Source organism: Citrobacter sp. R-1.5.2, from assembly GCF_035064245.1.
GTDB lineage: Bacteria > Pseudomonadota > Gammaproteobacteria > Enterobacterales > Enterobacteriaceae > Citrobacter.
Window position 1 is genome coordinate 1 of record NZ_JASEYC010000047.1, and the last position, 5,006, is coordinate 5,006.

The 5,006-nt window shown below is 52.2% G+C and carries 4 protein-coding genes and 1 pseudogene; 1 reads left to right on the plus strand and 4 read right to left on the minus strand.

Going from position 1 to position 5,006, the window contains the following annotated elements; genetic code table 11:
• Positions 1-72: 72 nt before the first annotated feature.
• The 4 genes from QMN38_RS26270 to QMN38_RS26285 form a co-directional block, all read right to left on the minus strand.
• Positions 73-420, minus strand: a complete 348-nt coding sequence (locus tag QMN38_RS26270; protein WP_000679427.1) for a quaternary ammonium compound efflux SMR transporter QacE delta 1 — start codon at positions 418-420, stop codon at positions 73-75.
• Between the two features lie 182 nt (positions 421-602).
• On the minus strand, positions 603-1,829 hold the full coding sequence (gene ere(A), locus QMN38_RS26275) for an EreA family erythromycin esterase (protein ID WP_021566672.1): 1,227 nt from the start codon (positions 1,827-1,829) through the stop codon (positions 603-605).
• A 158-nt stretch (positions 1,830-1,987) separates the two neighbouring features.
• The gene (locus QMN38_RS26280; protein WP_000095725.1) at positions 1,988-3,247 is read right to left on the minus strand and encodes a chloramphenicol efflux MFS transporter CmlA1; all 1,260 of its coding nucleotides are present in this window, start codon (positions 3,245-3,247) and stop codon (positions 1,988-1,990) included.
• Between the two features lie 261 nt (positions 3,248-3,508).
• The gene (locus tag QMN38_RS26285; RefSeq protein WP_001261740.1) at positions 3,509-4,300 is read right to left on the minus strand and encodes an ANT(3'')-Ia family aminoglycoside nucleotidyltransferase AadA2; all 792 of its coding nucleotides are present in this window, start codon (positions 4,298-4,300) and stop codon (positions 3,509-3,511) included.
• 145 nt (positions 4,301-4,445) lie between these two features.
• Here QMN38_RS26285 and intI1 point away from each other — a divergent pair.
• Positions 4,446-4,799: pseudogene (gene intI1, locus QMN38_RS26290) on the plus strand (class 1 integron integrase IntI1); the annotation flags it as partial.
• Positions 4,800-5,006: the final 207 nt, after the last annotated feature.

Sequence of the window (5,006 nt, forward strand, 5' to 3'; positions counted from 1 at the left end):
CGCCGGCGGGGTCTAGCCGCCGGCTCTCATCGAAGAAGGAGTCCTCGGTGAGATTCAGAATGCCGAACACCGTCACCATGGCGTCGGCCTCCGCAGCGACTTCCACGATGGGGATCGGGCGAGCAAAAAGGCAGCAATTATGAGCCCCATACCTACAAAGCCCCACGCATCAAGCTTTTGCCCATGAAGCAACCAGGCAATGGCTGTAATTATGACGACGCCGAGTCCCGACCAGACTGCATAAGCAACACCGACAGGGATGGATTTCAGAACCAGAGAAAGAAAATAAAATGCGATGCCATAACCGATTATGACAACGGCGGAAGGGGCAAGCTTAGTAAAGCCCTCGCTAGATTTTAATGCGGATGTTGCGATTACTTCGCCAACTATTGCGATAACAAGAAAAAGCCAGCCTTTCATGATATATCTCCCAATTTGTGTAGGGCTTATTATGCACGCTTAAAAATAATAAAAGCAGACTTGACCTGATAGTTTGGCTGTGAGCAATTATGTGCTTAGTGCATCTAACGCGCTGATCACCGGCGGTTGAAAACCGTCCGGTGGATTGGCAGGTTATGCTCCTTCATTTCATTTCTGGTTTCCTATAGGGCAACCAGGCTGTCCTTGCCGGCGCTGGGAACGCAGACGATGGCATCAAATGCCTCGCTCAAATTCGTTTCTACAGAGGCGCTTTGGGACCGCATTCGCTTTGCTTCCATGGGGTCATCTGTCAATGTCAGGCATGAATCCTCCTTACCACAGGCATCGATGACATACTGTTCCACACTATCCTCACGGATTGCATCGGCAGGCGTGGTCACAACAGAGAATCCAAGAGGACTGTCGGGCGATGGGAAATGCATTTCCGGCACGGTGAGTCCAAGATGGGTGAATGCAATCGCACGGTAATCCCCCTCCTCCCTCTCTGCGAGATGCTGTCCCATGGGAACAGCCGTAAGCTCGCCTGAAAAGGAAACTGGAGTTTTTTGTAAATGATTGTTGTGCGCCAGCAGAATTATCCTTACATCCGGATTCGCTCGAACCATTCCATCCACCACGCCCGCCATATACGAGTCACGTACGGAAGTATCTCCCTCAAGAGAGGTACCATCGAAGAAAGCTTTCATTACACGCAAGGTTTCCAACGTATACTCTATCGACTCTATTCGATCAGAGGCTTTTCGGAAAAAATCGCTGTTGACGTGATTTTTCAGGACAGGGGCAAGCGACGCCAAACGGAGCTTCAATCTGGTTACCCCTGAGATAGCTTTCTCCTGCTGAGCCGTTTCCAACTCCCCCCATTTTGCCGATGAAATAACCGCCGACTGGCCATCAATGGACGTCAACAACTGAGTCAGCGCATCAACGTGGGGTTTCATGAGGTGGTCGATGACCTGGATAATTTCGGCCAATTGCGCTAGGTCGTCCCTTGGATTCAAGGTGTTGGGTAAATCGATTCCGACTAACTGCAGTTTTCTTCCTGATTCGCGTAGATATGATTTAACCCAAATCAGCACTGAGCCATACAAAGAAAAGGTCAGGGTATCCGAAAATCGCTCAAGTTCATGAGCACCGGCTGTTGAGTTGAGCCATTCAGATAGCCGGGATGCCTGAATCGCCCCACATTCCAAACCAATCGCATTAAAATCATGCCTCTCGACAAAATAGCGAATAAGACTAGCTCTAGCCAGTGAGAACTCCGCGACAAAGTGAGCACCCTCGCCAATGCCGACAATTCGGGCGCCCTCAACTACGGGATTAAGAATCTCAAACTCATTGAACTCCAGCTTTTGAGGCTGTAAAAGTGTTCTGGTCGTTCTCCATGTCATTTTTTTATCCTTTTGCGTTTATTGCTGAAATCGTCATACTTTCGCTTCGCCAATAACCAGGCTCACAGAGCATAACGCCTGAGCTCAGCCGACCGAAACCGCGTAGCGGTTTTGGGTCGGCTGCAGCGATTTGTTGGGCGATAGCTTGCCACATTCTCTCAACGATTGGGATTTGATGTACTTTCCGCACTTTGTAGCGCGACCACATCATGCTCCCCCTGGCCGCGAGAGCCCTTCACTCGGGAAACACAAGACAGACCGAGCACGACTGTTGCAAGGGTCAAACAGTACACGACAACCGGCCAAGCCGTGTTGCGCGGCAACAGCGAAATGATCAACGTTCCGATGCTTCCTAGCAGTACACCGCCCAAGCAGAAGTAGACTGCCGTGACCGTTCCAGCAACATGGTCGAATCCTCGAAGAGCGCCATTGGGCGCCACAGATACCGCTGTGGCGACACCAATACCCACTAGCCACATTGGAGCAATAAAGCCTAACACGGACTGCAAAGCCCATATTTCGGTGATGGCAAGCAATACTGCTCCAGCTATCAGGCATCCCATTCCCATTCGCAAGACACTTGGGCTGCCCCACTTGGGTATCACACGCCCCATAAAACGAGCCGTAAACACCATGGCAATTGCCACTGTGGCGAACAGCAGGCTGAAGCCAAGCTGAGACACACCTTGCCTGCCCATCATTAGTCCGGGCGCAATGGAGAAAAAGACGAAGAAGCTACCCATTCCAGCGGCGTAACACAACGTGTACAACCAGAAGTTCAGGCACTTAACGGGGAGTAGCAGCTGCGACCATTGCAAGCCCGCAACTCGTTGCACCCGGGTTTCAGGCCAGAATCGCCACGCTGCTGCAGATGCAGCGATCATGCCCAAACCTAGAAACGCAAAGATAGCCCGCCACCCAAGCCACATGTCGACGAGCGCTCCGAGCAATGGGCCTACCGCCGGGACCATGGCCAGCATGGATCCGAGTATGCCGTAAATGACATTACTTTCCTCGCGACCTGCGTAAATGTCACGTACTGTTGCAAATGTGGAAACAAGGCACGCCGAGGCACCACAAGCCTGAAGAATCCGAAGCCCCAGAAAGACTTCAGCCGATGACGTAAGAGCGAGGCCCATTGACGCCACAACGTAGGCGAGGCCACCTCCCAGTAGAACGGGGCGGCGCCCCAGTCGGTCCGATAGCGGTCCAAACAAGAGCTGACCGGCACCAATCATGACCAAGTACGTTGTCAGCGTAAGCTGAATTGTGCTCGCTGTCGTACCAAGCGCGTTTGGCATAAACGGCACTGCTGGCAAGTACATGTCCATGCCGAGTGATGCCAATAAATCGAACGGTGATAACAACAACACCGTGGCGGCAAGGGAGTACCGCCAACTAAAGTTTTTTGAGCTCACGAAACCATCTCCTTGAACAAAGGATTTGGCGGCGCTCCCGTAGAGCAAAAGGATTCATGAGAACGCCGCAACAACCGAAAAATGAAGGTTGCTGCGGCTTACTTGTCTGCGTTCTTGGAAGTGCTCATCTGCTGACTATCTCATGATTGAATTTGAATCGTAACAACTTTCAAGCAACTCTGCAAGGAGCCTTATTGTGCGCCCAACGCCGGAGTTAAGCCGCCGCGCGTAGCGCGGTCGGCTTGAACGAATTGTTAGACATCATTTACCAACTGACTTGATGATCTCGCCTTTCACAAAGCGAATAAATTCTTCCAAGTGATCTGCGCGTGAGGCCAAGTGATCTTCTTTTTGTCCCAGATAAGCTTGCTTAGCTTCAAGTAAGACGGGCTGATACTGGGCAGGTAGGCGTTTTATTGCCCAGTCGGCAGCGACATCCTTCGGCGCGATTTTGCCGGTTATTGCGCTGTACCAAATGCGGGACAACGTAAGCACTACATTTCGCTCATCGCCGGCCCAGTCGGGCTGCGAGTTCCATAGCTTCAAGGTTTCCCTCAGCGCCTCGAATAGATCCTGTTCAGGAACCGGGTCAAAGAATTCCTCCGCTGCCGGACCTACCAAGGCAACGCTATGTTCTCTTGCTTTTGTAAGCAGGATAGCTAGATCAATGTCGATCATGGCTGGCTCGAAGATACCCGCAAGAATGTCATTGCGCTGCCATTCTCCAAATTGCAGCTCGCGCTTAGCCGGATAACGCCACGGGATGATGTCGTCATGCACGACAAGGGTGACTTCTATAGCGCGGAGCGTCTCGCTCTCGCCAGGGAAAGCCGAAGCCTCCATAAGGTCATTGAGCAATGCTCGCCGCGTCGTTTCATCAAGCTTTACGGCCACAGTAACCAACAAATCAATATCGCTGTATGGCTTCAGGCCGCCATCCACTGCGGAGCCGTACAAATGCACGGCCAGCAACGTTGATTCCAGATGGCGCTCAATGACGCTTAGCACCTCTGATAGTTGGTTCGAAATTTCGATGGTCACCGCTACCCTCATGATGTCTAACTTTGTTTTAGGGCGACTGCCCTGCTGCGTAACATCGTTGCTGCTCCATAACATCAAACATCGACCCACGGCGTAACGCGCTTGCTGCTTGGATGCCCGAGGCATAGACTGTACAAAAAAACAGTCATAACAAGCCATGAAAACCGCCACTGCGCCGTTACCACCGCTGCGTTCGGTCAAGGTTCTGGACCAGTTGCGTGAGCGCATACGCTACTTGCATTACAGTTTACGAACCGAACAGGCTTATGTCCACTGGGTTCGTGCCTTCATCCGTTTCCACGGTGTGCGTCACCCGGCAACCTTGGGCAGCAGCGAAGTCGAGGCATTTCTGTCCTGGCTGGCGAACGAGCGCAAGGTTTCGGTCTCCACGCATCGTCAGGCATTGGCGGCCTTGCTGTTCTTCTACGGCAAGGTGCTGTGCACGGATCTGCCCTGGCTTCAGGAGATCGGAAGACCTCGGCCGTCGCGGCGCTTGCCGGTGGTGCTGAGCATTGTTTAGCCCAGCAATAATCCCATTATAAGTTGGGGGGAGGGGCTCCGACAACCGCAAAGCTATCTTTTCTGTATTGTTTTGGATGTCGTCCGCAAGAATGGTATTCTCGATCAGTTCTCGAGCCAACAATGATGTTTCGAAGCAGACGGCCAACACCGTCTGCTTCGTTTCTGGTTCTTGTTCTTCCACTGCCAGCGCGTTACT

Coding starts and splice junctions, on each gene's coding strand:
- QMN38_RS26285 (WP_001261740.1), bottom strand. CDS start 4,300: ATGAGGGTAGCGGTGACCATCGAAATTTCGAACCAACTATCAGAGGTG.
- QMN38_RS26270 (WP_000679427.1), bottom strand. CDS start 420: ATGAAAGGCTGGCTTTTTCTTGTTATCGCAATAGTTGGCGAAGTAATC.